This is a genomic window from Thauera sp. DNT-1, assembly GCF_055393985.1.
On record NZ_AP043752.1, the window covers coordinates 1,134,465 to 1,149,928 of the forward strand.

General features: G+C 70.9%; 11 protein-coding genes and 1 tRNA gene. 6 read left to right on the forward strand and 6 right to left on the reverse strand.

The window, feature by feature from the left end; genetic code table 11:
• Positions 1-150: 150 nt before the first annotated feature.
• From ACZ5PP_RS05285 to ACZ5PP_RS05295, 3 genes are read right to left on the reverse strand one after another with little or no spacing between them, the layout of a single operon-like run.
• Positions 151-1,896: a VWA domain-containing protein gene (locus ACZ5PP_RS05285; protein WP_464826839.1), complete on the reverse strand. Its 1,746-nt coding sequence runs from the start codon at positions 1,894-1,896 to the stop codon at positions 151-153.
• 10 nt (positions 1,897-1,906) lie between these two features.
• Positions 1,907-3,340 carry an AAA family ATPase gene (locus tag ACZ5PP_RS05290; RefSeq protein WP_004315812.1) on the reverse strand — a complete coding sequence of 478 codons (1,434 nt, stop codon included), beginning with the start codon at positions 3,338-3,340 and terminating at the stop codon, positions 1,907-1,909.
• Positions 3,340-3,726: a DUF2237 family protein gene (locus ACZ5PP_RS05295; protein ID WP_004315811.1), complete on the reverse strand. Its 387-nt coding sequence runs from the start codon at positions 3,724-3,726 to the stop codon at positions 3,340-3,342. The genes ACZ5PP_RS05290 and ACZ5PP_RS05295 overlap by 1 nt, the downstream gene beginning before the upstream one ends.
• A 210-nt stretch (positions 3,727-3,936) precedes the next feature.
• On the opposite strand from ACZ5PP_RS05295, the gene ACZ5PP_RS05300 reads away from it, so the two are divergent.
• From ACZ5PP_RS05300 to ACZ5PP_RS05320, 5 genes are all read left to right on the forward strand, one after another.
• Entirely contained in the window at positions 3,937-4,551 is a 615-nt protein-coding gene (locus ACZ5PP_RS05300; protein WP_004315810.1) for a response regulator, read from the forward strand.
• A 27-nt stretch (positions 4,552-4,578) separates the two neighbouring features.
• Positions 4,579-7,146, forward strand: coding sequence for a sensor histidine kinase (locus ACZ5PP_RS05305; RefSeq protein ID WP_012585626.1), 2,568 nt, complete (start codon positions 4,579-4,581; stop codon positions 7,144-7,146).
• Complete coding sequence (locus tag ACZ5PP_RS05310) at positions 7,143-7,511, forward strand: response regulator (RefSeq protein ID WP_012585627.1); 369 nt, start codon at positions 7,143-7,145, stop codon at positions 7,509-7,511. The genes ACZ5PP_RS05305 and ACZ5PP_RS05310 overlap by 4 nt, the downstream gene beginning before the upstream one ends.
• Positions 7,512-7,525: 14 nt before the next feature.
• A complete protein-coding gene (locus ACZ5PP_RS05315) occupies positions 7,526-7,906 on the forward strand; it encodes an Hpt domain-containing protein (protein ID WP_012585628.1) in 381 nt (126 codons plus the stop codon).
• A gap of 94 nt (positions 7,907-8,000) precedes the next feature.
• Positions 8,001-8,091, forward strand: a tRNA-Ser gene (locus ACZ5PP_RS05320).
• Between the two features lie 336 nt (positions 8,092-8,427).
• Here the strand turns inward: ACZ5PP_RS05320 and ACZ5PP_RS05325 are convergent.
• A complete protein-coding gene (locus ACZ5PP_RS05325) occupies positions 8,428-9,210 on the reverse strand; it encodes a hypothetical protein (protein ID WP_004315804.1) in 783 nt (260 codons plus the stop codon).
• Positions 9,211-9,489: 279 nt separating this feature from the next.
• On the opposite strand from ACZ5PP_RS05325, the gene ACZ5PP_RS05330 reads away from it, so the two are divergent.
• Complete coding sequence (locus tag ACZ5PP_RS05330; protein WP_004301215.1) at positions 9,490-10,812, forward strand: IS1182 family transposase; 1,323 nt, start codon at positions 9,490-9,492, stop codon at positions 10,810-10,812.
• A gap of 155 nt (positions 10,813-10,967) precedes the next feature.
• Here ACZ5PP_RS05330 and ACZ5PP_RS05335 read toward each other — a convergent pair whose 3' ends face one another.
• Together ACZ5PP_RS05335 and ACZ5PP_RS05340 are read right to left on the reverse strand one after the other, a co-directional pair.
• On the reverse strand, positions 10,968-12,401 hold the full coding sequence (locus tag ACZ5PP_RS05335) for an efflux transporter outer membrane subunit (RefSeq protein ID WP_012585629.1): 1,434 nt from the start codon (positions 12,399-12,401) through the stop codon (positions 10,968-10,970).
• Positions 12,398-15,451 carry an efflux RND transporter permease subunit gene (locus ACZ5PP_RS05340; RefSeq protein WP_273421934.1) on the reverse strand — a complete coding sequence of 1,018 codons (3,054 nt, stop codon included), beginning with the start codon at positions 15,449-15,451 and terminating at the stop codon, positions 12,398-12,400. Before ACZ5PP_RS05340 ends, ACZ5PP_RS05335 begins: the two co-directional genes overlap by 4 nt.
• Positions 15,452-15,464: the final 13 nt, after the last annotated feature.

Below are 15,464 nucleotides of genomic sequence, written 5' to 3' on the forward strand. Positions count from 1 at the left end.
ATGGACAGCGGCGCAAGGCCGGGCGGTGGGGTCGGGCGAGCCTACCACGACGGCACGCCCCTGCAGGAGCGCCGCAAGGCGCGAATCCGGCCGCGGGAACGAGACGCGCGGGGATTGCCCGAAGGCCGACGTTCGCGGCGTGCGCCGCTCCTACAACCGGTCGCCGCGGTGGCGGCCGGCACGGATGGCAGCGGCAGCCGCCTCGGGTGTGACGGTGGCGGCACGGTTCTCGGGGGTGCGCAGGGCACCGGGGAAATAGTCCGCGGTGAGGTGGCTGGAATGCACCGGCGAGCCACCGCCGGCAGCAAGGGTCGGGGCGTTCGCGCCGGCGCCATCGCCACGCCGCTTGTCCGCGTCGGCCCCACCCGGCTTGTCCGTACCGCCTCCATAGCGCCGCCAGTCGCGCACCCAGTGGATGTCGTCGGCGAGTTCGAGCAGGCCGATGGTCTCGCGGTCGCCGATCAGGATGCCCTGCACGCGCAGGCCGCGCTCGCGGCGGGCGGCCTCGACGCGGGCGGCGAGCGCCGGGGTGGCGCCGAATTCGCCATCGGACGCGATCAGCAGGTCCGCGAGCTGCCAGCCGGCTTCGTCGAGGCGGGCGAGCGCACGCTCGAGCGGGGCGCAGATGTCGGTGCCGCCGCCGAAGCCCTGGCCGAGGAAGCGGGCGAGCCGGCCGACGCCATCGACATCGACGCCGAGCTCCATCTCGACCACCTCGTCGGGCCCGCCGAAGGCATACACCCGGCAGGCGCGGCGCCGGGCGTGAGCGCAGCGCACCGCCTCCAGCACGACCGCCTTGGCCACCGCCTCGGCGCCCCCCTGCATCGAGCCCGAGGTATCCACGCACACCAGCATCGGCCCCTGCTCCAGGCGCCGTGCCGGCGCAGGGCGCTGACTGGGGCGCAGCACCGGCGCCGGGCGCAGGCAGTCCTCCTGCAGGTGGTCGTCGTCCTCGTAGGCGAGCAGCGTGCGCTCGGCGCGGCGCGCATGCCAGACCAAGCGCAGGCGCGGATGGCCGAGCAGCGTCGCCTCGGCCGGCAGCATGCGCGCGATCCGGCCCGAGCGCTGCACGCCGCGCGTTTCGCCGGGCAGGTCGGGCACCCGCACCCGGTGCGAGACGCTGCGCTGTATCTCGGTGTGCTCGACCACGGCGTGCAATGCCCGGCTGGATTCGGCGTCCTCGTCGGTGGGGCAGGCGCGGCCGAGTGCGCGCAGGATGCGGGCGAGCTCGGGCAGGCCCTCGATCAGCGCGCGGATGCGCAGCACCTCGCGCCAGTCCGTGCTGCGCAGCAGGCCGCGCAGCGCATCCCAGCGGGCGTTGTCGAGCAGATCGCCGAGATCCCCGAAGGCGCCGACCAGCTCGTCGATCTCGCCGCAGCGCTCGGCCCAGTCGGCAGCGAAGGAATCGAGCGCCCTCGCCTGCGCTGCGGCCTCGGTATCGCCGCGGTCGCGGTAGTCGACGATCAGGTCGAGGTGGAAGAGCAGGCCTTGCAGCACGGTATCGACCAGCGCGGGCTGGTCTGCACAGTAGGCGGGCAAGCCCAGGCCCCGGAAGACCTCGCGCACCGCGTCCTGCACCTCCGCCTCGGGCCAGGCCGCGCAAGACCCGGGCAGGCCGCCGGCGAGCAGCGCAGCGCGCCAGGCTTCGAGCGCGGCGAGACGGCCCGCGATTTCGCCGCCGGAGTGGGTCATGCCACCGAGCCAGAGCGGACGCGGCAGGCGATCGAGCGGCGCGAGCACGGCTTCGAGCGCCTCGAAGAGCCGGGGGACGGGTGGAGCCTCGGCGGCCCGGGCGCGGTCCGGCGGCAGCGGCGCGGGCGTGCTGTCGGCCGCCGCGGAGGCCGATTGCTGCGCGACGGCGGGCGCCACGCCGGAACCTGCATCGCCGGTCGCCATCACCCCCTCCTCACTCCGGCAGCGGGTCGTGCTCGACCGGCGCGGGCGCCGCGCCTGCCTGCTCCAGCCGCGGCAACGCCTCGAAGCCGGCACGCGCGCTGCGGGCGCGGGCCTCGAGCCCGGCCAGTACCGCATCCACCGCGTCCAGCCCGGAACGCGCGCAGGCGACGAAGGCAGGGTCCGCCCACAGCGCCTGGTCCGCCCATGCCTCGAGCGTCGCACGCTGCGCGCCGAGTTCGCCGCGATACGCCGCCAGGCGCGCGAGCACGCCGTCGAGCTGGGCCGTGCGCGCACCGATGTGCAGGCTGCCATAGCGCCGCATGCGCGCGGCGCTCATGCGCAGCGCCGCCGCCCCGCCCTTGGCGTCGCCGATCGAGCCGGCGAGCTCGCCGGCCTGCGTCGCCACCGGGTCGATCGCCGAGAAGCGCAAGCGCCCACGCTCGTCGTAGTCGAGATCCCGAGCCTCGCGCTCGGTGGCGAGCTGAGCCTCGAAGGCCTCCACCACCCGCGTGATGCGCGGCGGCGACCAGACCTCGCGGATCCCCAGACGCGCCGCCAGCCAGTCCGCCACCGCCAGCCGCGTGGGCTCGTCGGCAGCGACGCAACACGGCGCCAGGCCCAGATCCCACTCGCTCGCCGCCGCCCTGCCCTCGCTCGCCGCGGCCACGCGCAGCAGGTGGGCGAGCTTGACCCAGCGCCGGTCGGATACATACACCCCACGCCCCGCCAGCCAGGCCCGCAGCTCGCCGAGGCGGTCGAGCACCGCCGCAGGCAGTGCGCAAGCGGCGGCAGCCTGCGCCAGCGCCGCGCGGTCGGCCTCGTCGAGCTGCAGTCCGGAAGGCGGCGCGAGTACCTCGGGCGACCCCGGGCGATCCTCGCCGAGCAGCCACCGAAACCCCTCCGCGCTCACCGGTGCCACGGTCAGGCGCAGCAGGAAGCGGTCGAAGAAGGCCTCCGCCACCTCGTCCTCGGGGACCTGGTTGGTCGCCCCCACCACGCTGATCAGCGGACAGCGCAGGCGGCCCGCGCCGTTGTCGAACTCGCGCTCGTTGAGGAGTGTCAGCAGCGCGTTGAGGATCGCGCTGTTGGCCTTGAAGACCTCGTCGATGAAGGCCACCGCCGCATCGGGCAGGAAGCCCGCCACGTGGCGCTCGTAGCGGTCTTCCTCGAGCGCGCGGATCGACAGCGGGCCGAAGAGCTCCTCCGGCACGGTGAAGCGGGTGAGCAGGCGCTCGAAATAGCGCGCATCGCGAAAGGCCAGGTGGATGCGGCGCGCGAGCGCGCTCTTGGCCGTGCCGGGCGGTCCGATCAGCAGCGAGTGTTCGCCCGCGAGCGCGGCGAGCAGGCTCGCGCGCAGCACCTGCCGGCGTTCGACCAGGCCCGCCTCGAGTACGGCGAGCAAGCCGGCGAGCCGCTCGCGCAGCGGCGCGCGCGCACTCGCCATCAGGCGCTGGGGCCGTGCGCCGCGCCGTAGGCGTGGGCCTTGAGGGTCTCGAGGTCGATCACGCGCAGCGCCGCCTCGTGGGTGGCCTCGAGGATCACCGGCGGCGCCACGCCCGCCTCGAGCGCCTCCTTCCAGCGCAGCGCGCACAGGCACCAGCGGTCGCCCGGCTTCAACCCGGCGAAGCGGTACTCCGGTCGCGGCGTCGACAGGTCGTTGCCCGCCCGTCGCGAGAACTCGAGGAAGGCCGCATCGACCTTCACGCAGACGACGTGGCGCCCGAGGTCGTCCTGCCCGGTCTCGCAGCATCCGGTGCGGTAGAAACCGGTCAGGGGGGAGTAGCTGCAGGCGAGCAAGGCTCCGCCCAGCACGTTCTTCGAGGTGTTCATGGTCGGCGATCCGGAAGTCTTTCGTAGCGGCATCGGCGAACGCCCGCGGCGCCCGCGGCCCACCGCGTCCGGATCATTGTAGCGGCCCGTCCCGTGCGCGGAACACCCCCGCCGGGTCGAGGCCCGCACCCTTGAAATTCCTTTCGCATCGCCACGTCAGACTGCCATAATTCTGGTACTTTTAACTTTTCCCTCGAATCGCAGACGCCCATGGCTGGAAAGTCCGACTCCAATTCCGAGTTCATCAGCACAGCCCAGGCAGCACGCCAGCTCGGCCTGTCGCTCGGTGCGGTGCAGCAAATGGTCGAAAGCGGAACGCTGGCAGGCTGGAAGACCGCCGGCGGCCACCGCCGCATCCGCCAGGACTCTGTCGACGCCCTGCTCGCGCATGCGCGCTCGCCCTCGGCACCGATGCGCAGCAACCGTGAGCGCCTGCGCGTGATGGTGGTCGAGGACGACCGACTGCTGCAGAACATCTACCGCGAGACCTTCCTTACCTGGAGCCTGCCGCTCGACGTGCACCTGATGGAGCACGGCCTCGATGCGCTCGTCGAGGTCGGCCGCGAGCCGCCCGACCTGCTCATCGCCGACCTGCGCATCCCGGGCATCGACGGCTTCGAGATGATCCGCCGCCTGCGCGACAACCCCCTGTCGAGCGACATCGCCATCGTCGTGGTGTCCGCGCTCGGTCCCAAGGAGATCGCCGCGGCGGGTGGACTGCCGGAGGACATCACCGTCTATCGCAAGCCCATTCCCTTCCACGAGCTGCACGGCTACGTCCAGGCGATGATCTCGATGCGCCGCCGCGCTCGCCACCCGGGCTGAGCGCCGCCTGCCCCGCGAGCCTGCTCGATGGAGACCCCTCGCGCGATCCGCGGGATGAGCCTGCGCGCCAAGCTGATCGCGATCTTCATCGCGATCAAGGTGGTGCCGCTGGTGCTGCTCGCGGTGTTCGCCTGGAAGGCGGCGCACGATCTGGGCCGGCTCGTCACCGAGCGCGCGATCACCATGTCCGACGTGATGCGCGACACCCAGATGCGCACCGGCCAGACCGCGATCGACGACGCCATCGACGCACTCGACGACCGCTCGCGCGAGGCCATCGAAACGCTCACCACCGCCACCGCGCGCAGCATCGCGCAGTTCCTCCACGAGCGCGACGGCGACATCCGCGCGGCCGCCAGCCTGCCCGCGGACGCGGCCGCCTACCGCAGCTTCGTCGACACCCGTGTGCGCAACATCGAGGAGCACGGGCCATACGCGCTCGACGCCGAGGGCGAGCGCTGGGTCGAGCGCGACCCGCAGCCGCGCGAGCTCGCGTTGGTGCGCGCGCCGCTGCCCGACAACTCCAACAGCTTCCATTACCGCGCACCCGACACCCACATGCGCGGCACCCCGCGCCCGCTCTTCCTCGAGATCACCTTCATCGACCGCGACGGCCACGAGCGCATCAAGGCGCTGAGCGAGACCGGCCGCCAGGTCCTCGACCCCGGCCTGCGCGACATCACCCGGCGCGAAAACACCTTCGTGCGCGCCGAGACCTACTGGCCGGCACTGAAGGCCCTGCGCCCCGGCGAGATCCACGTCTCGCGCGTGATCGGCGCCCAGGTGCGCACGCACTGGATCGGCGACTACACCCCCACTCGCGCGCAAGCCCTCGGCAAACCCTTCGCCCCCGAGGACTCCGGCTACGCCGGACTGGAGAACCCGGTCGGCAAGCGCTTCCGGGGATTGATCCGGTGGGCGGCCCCGGTGCTGCGCCAGGACAGGATCATCGGCTACGTCACGCTGGCGCTCGACCACGCCCACCTGATGGCCTTCACCGACACCCTGCGGCCCACGCCAGAACGCTTCGCCCCGATCGCCGACCCCGCCTCGGGCAACTACGCCTTCATCTGGGACGACGAAGGCCACAACATCTCGCACGCGCGCGACTACTTCATCCACGGCTACGACCCTGCCACCGGCGAGCGCAGCGTGCCCTGGCTCGACCGCGAGCTCTACGAAGCCTGGCGGAGCAGCGGACGGTCCTGGCCGACCTTCTCCGCCGCCCTGACGCCTTATCAGGACCAGCGCCTCACCCGGGAGCCCCACCCCGAATCCACCGCCTCGGGCCTGGTCGCGCTCGACTGCCGCTACCTCGACTTCTCGCCGCAATGCCAGGGCTGGCACGACATGACCGAGCACGGCGGCTCGGGCTCCTTCACCATCCTGTTCTCGGGGCTGCGCAAGCTCACCACGGTTGCCACCATCCCCTACTACACCGGCCAGTACGGCAGGACGCCGCGCGGCTTCGGCTACGTCACCATCGGCGCCAATGTCGACGACTTCCACCGCGCGGCCACCGAATCGGGCCAGCGCATCGGCAAAATGATCGGCGAGGCCGACGCGCTCACCCAGCACGAGCGCGACACCCTGGTCGGCGACATCGCAGACCAGCTGCGCGGGACCACCACCCGCCTGGCCGCCTCCACGCTCGCGATGGTGCTCGCGGTGATCCTGATCGCGATCTGGATGGCCGGACTGCTCTCGCGCCGGATCACCCACGTGGTCGATGGCATCCACCGCTTCGAGCAGGGCGACCTCGACCAGCGCCTGGCCGCCGCGGGCGGCGACGAGCTCGCCGAACTGGCCCGCGCCTTCAACCGCATGGCCGACACCGTGCAACGCTCGATCCGCAGCCTGGAGGATGCCCGCCACACCGCCGAGCAGGCCAACCGCATGAAGAGCGAGTTCCTCGCCAACATGTCGCACGAGCTGCGCACCCCGCTCAACGGCGTGATCGGCTTCGCCGAGCTGCTCAGCATGGAGCTCGAGGACCCCGAGCAGCGCGAGTGCGCGACCACCATCCACGACAGCGCCCGCCACCTGCTCGCGGTGGTCAACGACGTGCTCGACCTCGCCAAGGTCGAGGCCAACCGGCTCACCCTCGTCGCGCAGACGATCGACCTCGTCCCCCTGGTCGCCTCGGTGGCCGCGCTGCACAAGGTGAACGCCGAAGCCAAGGGCGTGGACCTGCGGCTGGATCTGCCCGCCCATCCGTGCATCGTGGACGCGGACCCGGTGCGCCTGCGCCAGATCATCGAGAACCTGCTGTCGAACGCGGTGAAGTTCACCCGCGAAGGCCATATCCTCGTCGGCCTCGCCGCCGCCGCGGACGAGATCTCGATCCGCATCGCCGACACCGGCTGCGGCATCGCTCGCGACGAGCAGGAGCGCGTCTTCGCACCCTTCTACCAGGCCGCATCCTTCCTCAACCGCGGGCACGGCGGCACCGGCCTCGGACTCACCCTGTCGCGTCGGCTCGCCCACCGGATGGGCGGCACGATCGATCTCGACTCCGTCCCCGGCAAGGGATCCACCTTCACCCTGCGCCTCCCGCGCCACTTCACCGCCCCCGCGGGCGGTCCTCAATCATGAACAAGCTCGCCTTCATCATCGACGACAGCGCGGTCAACGTCGCGGTCGCCCGCCTGCTGCTGCGCCGGCTGGGTTGGGTCGTGGAGGATTTCGACAGCGCCATCCCGATGCTCGCGCGCCTCGCCGAGGTGCAGCCCGTCTTCATGCTGCTCGACATCTCCATGCCCGACCTCGGCGGAGAGGAAGCCTGCAGGAGGATCCGCGCCAATGCCGCCTGGAACGGCGTCCGCGTCATCGCCTACACCGCCCACGCGATGGAGACCGAGCGCCAGCGCTACCTCGCGGGCGGCTTCGACGCCGTCATCACCAAGCCGATCACGATCGGCGGGCTGCACGCCGCGGTGGGCCACGCACCGAACGACTGAGCTGCGAGACCGACATGCCCCCCCACACGCCCGAATCCACCTCCCACTTCGACCTCGCCGCCCTGCGCAGCGACATGTCCGAGAGCCGCGCCGCCGTGCGCGTCGTGCTGGAGACCTTCGCCCCCTGGCTGACCGACACCCGCCAGCAGCTGCGCGCGGCCATCGAGAGCGCTGAAGCCGAGCCATTGGGTCGCGTGGCCCACCGCCTGCGCGGCGCCCTCGCGCAGCTGCGCGCCGCGCCGGCGGTGGCCCTGGTGAAGAAGCTCGAGGCGCACTGCAAGGCAAATCCCGAAGCCTGCCTCTCGCGGGACCATGCCTTGCTCGCCGAACTCGACGCCGAACTCGATGCCCTCGCCGCGGAAGTCGCAGCACAGCTCGAAGCGCTGCGGCGGTGAGGAGTACCGATTCCGGGCGGGCAGCGCCCAGCGCCCCGCGCACAAAAAGCGCTTTCTAATCCGCGCCCCTGCGGCTATAATGCCGCGCTTCACCGGACAGGTGGATGAGTGGTTTAAGTCGCACGCCTGGAAAGCGTGTTTGGGATAATATCCCAACGCGGGTTCGAATCCCGCCCTGTCCGCCAGAACACCTGCAATCAAGCGCCTTTCGGGGCGCTTTTTTGTTGCGCCACACGATTCAACCCTCGTCCCGAAGACCCTCGAGCGGGCATCGCCTGTTCGCGGCGGTGCAGGTTCGCCCGCATACGGCACCGTCGCCTTGCGCGCACCGGGTTGCCGAACTTTCCCCCCTCCCGCTCAGCGCGCCGGGCTGCTGAGCGAGGCGGCGATGAACCCGTCGATCGACGTCATCGCAAGGGCGAAGACCGGATGGACGAGGGACGGTCCCGGCGAAACTCCGGCGCGAGCTGACGCCCCATGTGATCGGCCCCCGATCGCAAGTTCCGCCATCCATGAACCGCTCAGGCGAGCCCTGCCCCCTGGAGGACCGGCTTCCAGCGTTCCTTGGCGATCTTCCTGAAGCCCTTGCCCTTCGGGTGCAACTCGTTCGCCCAATCCTCTTCCGCGAGCGTACCCCGGCTGTCGACGATCCGCAGATGCGCCGGATCGCCCATCGCGATGCGCCCGAGCATGGCGTGGAACGCATCGATGAGATAGCGCACGCAGTCACGCTGGAGCGCTTCCGGCACGCCCGCGTCGACCAGCGCCGGCTTGAGCCAGCCGGCCTTGCCCGCGACGCCGCGACCATCGGGAATCGCATAGTCATACGAGTGCATCAGGATCAGGCAGTCGAGCGAGGTATGGGTGTAGATCAGGCCGATCAGGCGCCGGTAATGATCGTCCATGCGCTCCAGGAACTGACCGAGCCCGCCGTCCCCGCTGCGGAAGCAGTCGGCAGCCGACTGCGCGCCGCTGCAGTCCAAGGCGAGCAGGGGCCGCATGTCGTTGAACCCCGCGAAGTCGTTGCCGCCACCGCTGATGAACACCGCCGACAGGCTGCTGCCATATCGACGCAGCGCACCGGTGATCCGGTCCTTGTACTTGCCATCGACGTAGTCGAAGGCCTCCGCCCCGTTCATTCCCTGCGCGAGGATGGTGTGCTCCTTCTTCTCGACGATCGGTCCGAGGTAGCTGATCAGGCTGCCTCCGGGAAAGGGATACCAGAACCAGGAATCTCCAATCGCCAGGATGCTCGGCATCACCAGCGCCCGCTGCATCGCGGCTTCATCCCAGTATGCGGCCATGTCGCGCTCCTCTCGAGAAGATCCATCCGTCCTCGCCGGGAAGCAGCTTCGCATATCCCGACCACCATCGACGCCATCCGCTTTCAATCAAGGTGACAGGTGAGCAGATGTCAAGACACGCGGACGGACGTGTCCGAGGGAACACCGCAGCCTTCGAAGCTCCGCTGGATCGTCGAGGGCGCAGCGTTCGACCGGCGCCAGCTAGGAGTCTGCGCGGCAGAAGCCAAGCGTCGGTGAGTTAAGTCCTCGCGGGCGTTTCGGGGCCGGTAGACTGTCGAGATGACGAGCTATCTGCCCTATTGCCCGCAGCAGCAGATGCTGCTGCCCCAGGCGCTGCAGGAGTGGCTACCCGAAGGCCACTTGGCGTACTTCATCAGCGACGCGGTCGACGGGTTGGATCTGAGCGCGTTCCACGCCCGGTATGCCGGTGGCGGACCGCGCAACCAGCCGTTTCATCCGGCCATGATGGTCAAGGTGCTGCTGTATGCGTACGCCACGGGCGTGTTCAGTTCGCGCAAGATCGCGCGCAAGCTGCACGAGGATGTGGCGTTCCGGGTCCTGGCGGCAGACAACTTCCCGGCCCACCGCACGCTGAGCGACTTTCGCGCGGTCCATTTGAAGGAGCTGAGCGAGTTGTTCGTGCAGGTGGTGCGACTGGCCCGCGAGATGGGGCTGGTCAAGCTCGGGACGGTGGCCATCGACGGCACCAAGGTCAAGGCAAACGCCAGCCGCCACAAGGCGATGAGTTACGGCCATATGGTGAAGGCGGAGGCCGAGTTGAAACGGCAGATCGAGGCGCTGCTCAATCGGGCCAAGGCCGCCGACGACGCCGAGCGGAACGAGCCCGAGTGGGATGTGCCGGCCGAGATCGCGCGGCGCGAGGCGCGGCTGACGGCGATTGCTGAAGCCCGGGCGCGGCTCGAGCAGCGCCAGCGCGAGGCCGATCAGGCGCGCGGGCGCAGCGACGATGACGAGCGTCGCCCGCGCGGCGGTGACGGCAAACCGAAGGGCGGGCGCTACAAGCGCGACTTTGGAGTGCCCGAGGACAAGGCGCAGGAGAACTTCACCGATCCGGACAGCCGCATCATGAAGCGCGCCGGCGGCGGTTTCGATCCGAGCTACAACGCCCAGACGGCGGTCGACGAGACCGCCCACATCATCGTGGCGGCCGAGCTGACCAACAACGCCAGCGACGCCGGGCAACTGGCGGGGGTACTGCAGGCCGTGCGCGACAACGTCGAACACCGACCGCGCCAGGCGCTGGCCGACACCGGCTACCGCTCGGAGCAAACGTTCCGGGAACTCGACGGGTGCGGGACCGAACTGGTGGTGGCGCTGGGCCGGGAAGGTAAGCGCCGACTCGGCTTCGATCGCGAACGCAATCCGCACACCGCGCAGATGGCCGACAAGCTCGAGAGCGAGGCGGGCAAGAGCGCCTACCGAAAACGGAAATGGATCGCCGAACCGCCCAACGGCTGGATCAAGAACGTGTTGGGATTCCGGCAGTTCAGCCTGCGGGGCCTGGAGCGCGTCAAAGCGGAGTGGAAGCTCGTCTGTATGGCGCTGAACCTGCGCAGGATGAGCACATTGAGGACGGCATGACGGGAAAAGGGGGCAAACCTGTCCCCGTTGCCGTCCGGCATGCGCGCCGCGCCGTCGCAAAGCAACTTGACCACGGCCTCAGTCTCGTGCAGCACCTCGCGGTTCGCCAATCATTCTGCTAGAAAACACGCTCTGGAGTTCTGCCGCGCAGACTCCTAGGTGTTCGACGCACTCGACTCCGCCGCTCCACCCCCCAGCGCCCGATAGAGCTGCACCACCGCCTGCTGCGCACCACGCGTGGCCTGCGCGAGGCCGAGCTCGCTGTCGAAGAGCTGGCGCTCGGCGTCGATGACCTCGAAGTAGCTGGAGATGCCGGCGAGGTAGCGCGCCTTGCTCACGCGCAGGCGCTCGCGATTGGCGTGCACGAGGCGGCGCGTGGCCGCGCGCTGCTCGGTGAGGCGCTCGAAGGCGACGAGCGCGTCCGCGACCTCGCGGAAGGCTTGACGGATCGTCGCCTTGTACTGCTCGACCAGGATGCGCTGCTGCGCCTCGGCCACCTCCACGCCGGCCTGCAGGCGGCCGCCGTCGAAGAGCGGCAGGCCGAGCGTCGGCTGCAGCGACCAGGCGTAGCGGTCGCTGTCGAAGAGCTGGCCCAGGTCGGTGCTGGCGAAGCCGAGCAGGGTGGTGAGCGTGATGCGCGGCAGGAAGGCCTTGCGGGCCGCCTCCACGCTGGCGCCGGCGGCGCGCAGGTTCTGCTCGGCGGCGCGAATATCCGGGCGGCGCTGCAGCAGCTCCGCAGGCAGGCCGGCTTCGAGCCGGGCGGGCGTACGCAGCTCGTCGAGCCGGGCGCTGCGCGCGATCGGGCCGGGGTTGCGGCCGAGCAGGATGGCGAGCGCGTTCTCCGTCTGCGCGATGCGGCGCGCCTGGTCGGCGAGCGCCTGCTCGGATCCAGCCAGCAGGGATTCGGCCTGGCGCACGTCGAGGATGGACGACACCCCCTCGTCGAAGCGCGCGCGCGTCAGCCGCAGCGCCTTGCGCCGACCGTCGAGCGTGCGGCGGGTGATCTCGTGCTGGGCGTCGAGATCGAGCAGGTCCAGGTAGAGCGAGGAGACCTGCGCGACCAGGCTGGTGCGCACACCGTCGGCGAGCGCGGCGCTGGCGAGCACCTCCCGACGCGCGGCCTCGCTGCGGGCGGCGAGGCGGCCCCACAGGTCGATCTCCCAGGCCGGCATCGACAGCCCGACCACGGCGTTCTCCCCGATGCGGTTCGCGCGTGGATCGAAGCCGGGCATGCGCTCGCGTGCCACGGATGCGGCGGCATCGACGCCCGGAAACAGCGCCGCACGCTCGACGCCGTACTGGGCGCGGGCGAGCTCGATGCGCTCGATCGCGATGCGCAGGTCGGCGTTGGCGGCGAGCGCCTCCTCGATCAGCGCGTGCAGTTCGGGCGCGGGCAGGATCTCCCTCCACGGCTGCACGCCCAGGCTCGCGGCGGCCTCCGCCTGCGCCACCTCGGCCTGCCGCGGCCAGCTTGCGGGCACAGGCACGTCCGGCCGCACGAAGGCGGCTGGCTGGCATGCCGCCAGCAGCAGTGCGAGCGCGGGCAGCAGGGCGGACCGCGGGCACCCGGGCAGCGACGCGCGTCTCATCGCCCCGCCTCCGCCTCGTCGCCGCGGATGCGGAAGAAGCTTGCGTACAGCAGCGGCACCACCACCAGGGTGAGTCCGGTGGCGAAGATGAGGCCGAACATGATGGTCACCGCCATGCTGCGGAAGAAGGGATCGACCAGCAGCGGCGCCACCCCCAGCACCGTCGTGACCGCGCCGAGGAAGACCGGGCGTGCCCGGCTGGCCGACGCGTCGAGCAGCGCGAGCAGGCGCGGCTTGCCCTCCCGGATCTCGACGTCGATCTGGTCCACCAGCACGATCGCGTTCTTGATCAGCATGCCGGTGAGGCTCAGGAAGCCGAGGATGGCCATGAACTCGAAGGGCGCCTGGAACAGCAGCAGCCCGATCGCCACCCCCACCACCGCGAGCGGCACGGTGAGCCAGATCACCGCGGTCTGGCGCAGGCCATTGAACATCACGATCACCGCCACCACCATCGCCGCGAAGCCGAAGGGCGCCGCCGCGGCCAGGCCGGCGTTGGCCTCGACCGAGGCCTTGTGCTCGCCGTGCCACTCCAGGACATAGCCCGGCGGCAGCGTGATGGCCTCGATCTGCGGGCGCAGGCGCTCGAACAGCGGCGCGGACAGCTGCCCTGCGGGCGGGTCGCACTGCGCCTTGATGGTCGGGAAGCGGTTCTCGCGCCGGATCAGCGCGTCCTCCCACACCGTGTCGACGCGCTCGACGAACTGGCTCACCGGCACGTACTTGCCGGCGGTCGCACTGAAGACCTGGGCGTTGCCGAGATCCTCGACGCCGCCGCGCTCGTCCGCCGGCGCGCGCGCCAGGATGGGGATCAGACGCTCCTTGTCGCGATACACGCCGATCTGCTGGCCGACGTAGTTGCGCTCCAGCGCGGCGGCGATGTCCGAGGGCAGCACGCCGGCGCGCTGCGCGGCCTCGACCGAAAAGTGCGGGCGCACCACTGGCACCGCCTGGCGCCAGTCGTCCTGGATCGCCACCGCCCCGGGGTCGGCGGCCATGATCGCCTTGGCCTCTTCCGCCAGCCGGCGCAGCACCGCCGGGTCGGGGCCGCGGAAGGCGGCCTCGATCTTCTTGCCGCCGCCGCGGCCGAGCATGAACTTCCACACCTTGACGCTGGCCTGCGGGAAGGCGGCCTCGAGCTCGGGCTGCAGGCGCTCGATGAGGCCGGCGATGTCCTCGAAGCGCTCGACATCGACCAAGAGCTGGCCATAGGCCGGGTTGGGGTCTTCCGGGCTGTAGGTGAGCATGAAGCGCAGCCCGCCCTGGCCGATGAAGCTCGTCACATGGCTCACGCCCGGCGCCGCGCTCACCTTCGCCTCGGCCTCGGCGACCACGGCGGCAGTGGTTCGGATGTCGGTACCCTGCGGGAGCGCCAGGTCGACGACGAACTGCGGCCGCGCCGAATCGGGCATGAATCCCGGTGGCACGTGACCGAAGGCGAGCACGCCGGCGGCGAGCAACCCCAGCAGCACCACGCCGCTCGCCACGCGCCGGGCCAGCACGCCCTGCAGCAGGCGGCGATAGGCGCGCAGCAGGCCGCCCTCCCGCGCACCCGCCTCGACCTTCACCTTCAGGAAGGCGGCGCACAGCAGCGGCGTCAGCGTGATCGCGAACAGCCACGACAGCAGCATCGAGTACAGGATCACCCAGAACAGCGAGCCGGCGTACTCCCCCATGTCGGTGGGCGACAGGCCGATCGCGCTGAAGGCGAGGATGCCGACCACGGTGCCGCCGAGCAGCGGCCACACCGTCCCACGCACCACGGCACCCGCAGCCGGGCCCACCGCCTCGCCCTTCTGCATCCGCACCAGGATGCCGTCGGTGACCACGATCGCGTTGTCCACCAGCATGCCGAGCGCGATGATCAGCGCGCCGAGCGAGATGCGCTGCATGGCGATGCCGTCCATCCACATCGCGATCAGCGTGCCGGCCACGGTCAGCACCAGCACCGCGCCGATGATCAGCCCGCTGCGCAGGCCCATGAAGAGCAGCAGCACCACGACCACGATCGCCACTGCCGCCACCAGGTTGTCCACGAAGCCCGCCACCGCGGCGCGCACCGAATCGGACTGGAAGGAGACCACGTTCAGCTCCATGCCCACCGGACGCTGGCCTTCGAGCTCGGCGAGGCGGCGCTTGACCGCGTCGCCCATCTCCACCACGTTGCCGCCGAGCACGTTGGAGATGCCCAGTCCGATCGCCGCCTGGCCGTCGTGGCGCATCAGCACCGCGGGCGGGTCGACGTACTCGCGGCGGATCTCGGCGACATCGCGCAGACGCAGCAGGCCGCTCGCGGCGTCGCCCGCCACCACCAGCTCGCCGAGCGCCGCCACCGAGACCACGCCGTCCGCCGGCTGGATCTGCAGGCGCAGCGGGCCGGCATCGACCGCACCGGCGGGCGCGATCAGGTTCTGCGCGCGCAGCGAGGCGTAGATGCGCTCGAGCGGCACGCCGAGCTGCGCGGCGCGCGCGCTCGAGACCTCGACGTAGATCGCCTCCCTGCGCTCGCCCAGCAGCGCCACCCGCGCCACGCCCGGCACCAGCACCAGCTCGCGGCGCAGCAGGTCGACATAGTCGTACAGCTGGCGCGGGCTGTAGCCCTCGCCGGTGACCGCGTAGAAGAGCGCGAAGACGTCGCCGAAGTCGCCCTTCACCACCGGCTCGGCCGCACCCGGCGGCAGGGCGCGCGCGGCCTCGGCGATCTTGCCGCGCAGCTTGTCCCACACCTGGTCGAGCTCGGCCTGGGTATGCGAGAAGGCGAGCCTGGCCTCCACCTTCACCAGCGACTCGCCGGCGCGCGACACCGAGACGACCTCCTCCACCTCCTGCATCTGCTGCACCGCGCCCTCGATGCGGTCGGTGATCTCCTCGGCCACCTGCGCCGGCGAGGCACCGGGGTAGGCGGTGACGACCACCGCCTGGCGGATGACGAACTCCGGATCCTCGAAGCGGCCGAGGCGCTCGTAGGCCAGCCAGCCGCCCGCCAGCACCAGCAGCGTGGCCACCCAGGCGACGACGGACTTGCGGATCGTGTACTCGGCGATGTTCATCGGCGCACCCCGG

Coding starts and splice junctions, on each gene's coding strand:
- ACZ5PP_RS05335 (WP_012585629.1), bottom strand. CDS start 12,401: ATGAGACGCGCGTCGCTGCCCGGGTGCCCGCGGTCCGCCCTGCTGCCC.
- ACZ5PP_RS05305 (WP_012585626.1), top strand. CDS start 4,579: ATGGAGACCCCTCGCGCGATCCGCGGGATGAGCCTGCGCGCCAAGCTG.
- ACZ5PP_RS05300 (WP_004315810.1), top strand. CDS start 3,937: ATGGCTGGAAAGTCCGACTCCAATTCCGAGTTCATCAGCACAGCCCAG.
- ACZ5PP_RS05340 (WP_273421934.1), bottom strand. CDS start 15,451: ATGAACATCGCCGAGTACACGATCCGCAAGTCCGTCGTCGCCTGGGTG.
- ACZ5PP_RS05315 (WP_012585628.1), top strand. CDS start 7,526: ATGCCCCCCCACACGCCCGAATCCACCTCCCACTTCGACCTCGCCGCC.
- ACZ5PP_RS05295 (WP_004315811.1), bottom strand. CDS start 3,726: ATGAACACCTCGAAGAACGTGCTGGGCGGAGCCTTGCTCGCCTGCAGC.
- ACZ5PP_RS05290 (WP_004315812.1), bottom strand. CDS start 3,340: ATGGCGAGTGCGCGCGCGCCGCTGCGCGAGCGGCTCGCCGGCTTGCTC.
- ACZ5PP_RS05310 (WP_012585627.1), top strand. CDS start 7,143: ATGAACAAGCTCGCCTTCATCATCGACGACAGCGCGGTCAACGTCGCG.
- ACZ5PP_RS05330 (WP_004301215.1), top strand. CDS start 9,490: ATGACGAGCTATCTGCCCTATTGCCCGCAGCAGCAGATGCTGCTGCCC.
- ACZ5PP_RS05285 (WP_464826839.1), bottom strand. CDS start 1,896: ATGGCGACCGGCGATGCAGGTTCCGGCGTGGCGCCCGCCGTCGCGCAG.
- ACZ5PP_RS05325 (WP_004315804.1), bottom strand. CDS start 9,210: ATGGCCGCATACTGGGATGAAGCCGCGATGCAGCGGGCGCTGGTGATG.